Annotated in this window: 1 protein-coding gene; it reads right to left on the bottom strand. The window is 56.8% G+C overall.

The genetic code is table 11. The features are described from left to right. Window positions 1–14 precede the first annotated feature (14 nt). Window positions 15–387, bottom strand: a 373-nt coding sequence (locus H7I57_RS15945) for a hypothetical protein (protein ID WP_264024583.1), incomplete at its 5' end; no start/stop codon positions are given.

The following is a 387-nucleotide window of genomic DNA, read 5'->3' as shown; positions in this document are numbered from 1 at the left end:
AGTTGTCGTAGCTATCAGGCACAGTGTTGGGTGCTTGCCGGTATCCCAACCCGGTGACGTTGAATTGAGCGCACGATGATTGAGGTTTTTGGTGTCCGGGGCTTGCCGGTATCCCAACCCGGTGACGTTGAATTGAGCGCACGATGATTGAGGTTTTTGGTGTCCCCTGCCCGGCAGTCCCAGATCGAAAAAACGCAGATCATCCGACTCGATGACGCCGATGTCGAGCTGCTGGCGGGGTTGTTCCGTTTCCCTGAAGCATTTAGATCATCCGACTCGATGACGCCGATGTCGAGCTGCTGGCGGGGTTGTTCCGTTTCCCTGAAGCATTTTTCGAATCGGCTCCGCAGACCCCGGTGTCGACGGAGGAGTTGTTGTTCCGCGCGC

This window comes from Mycolicibacterium pyrenivorans, from assembly GCF_025821625.1.
Classification (GTDB): domain Bacteria; phylum Actinomycetota; class Actinomycetes; order Mycobacteriales; family Mycobacteriaceae; genus Mycobacterium; species Mycobacterium pyrenivorans.
The sequence above is the reverse complement of the archived record's forward strand: the minus strand, read 5'-3'. Positions and strand labels throughout refer to the sequence as shown.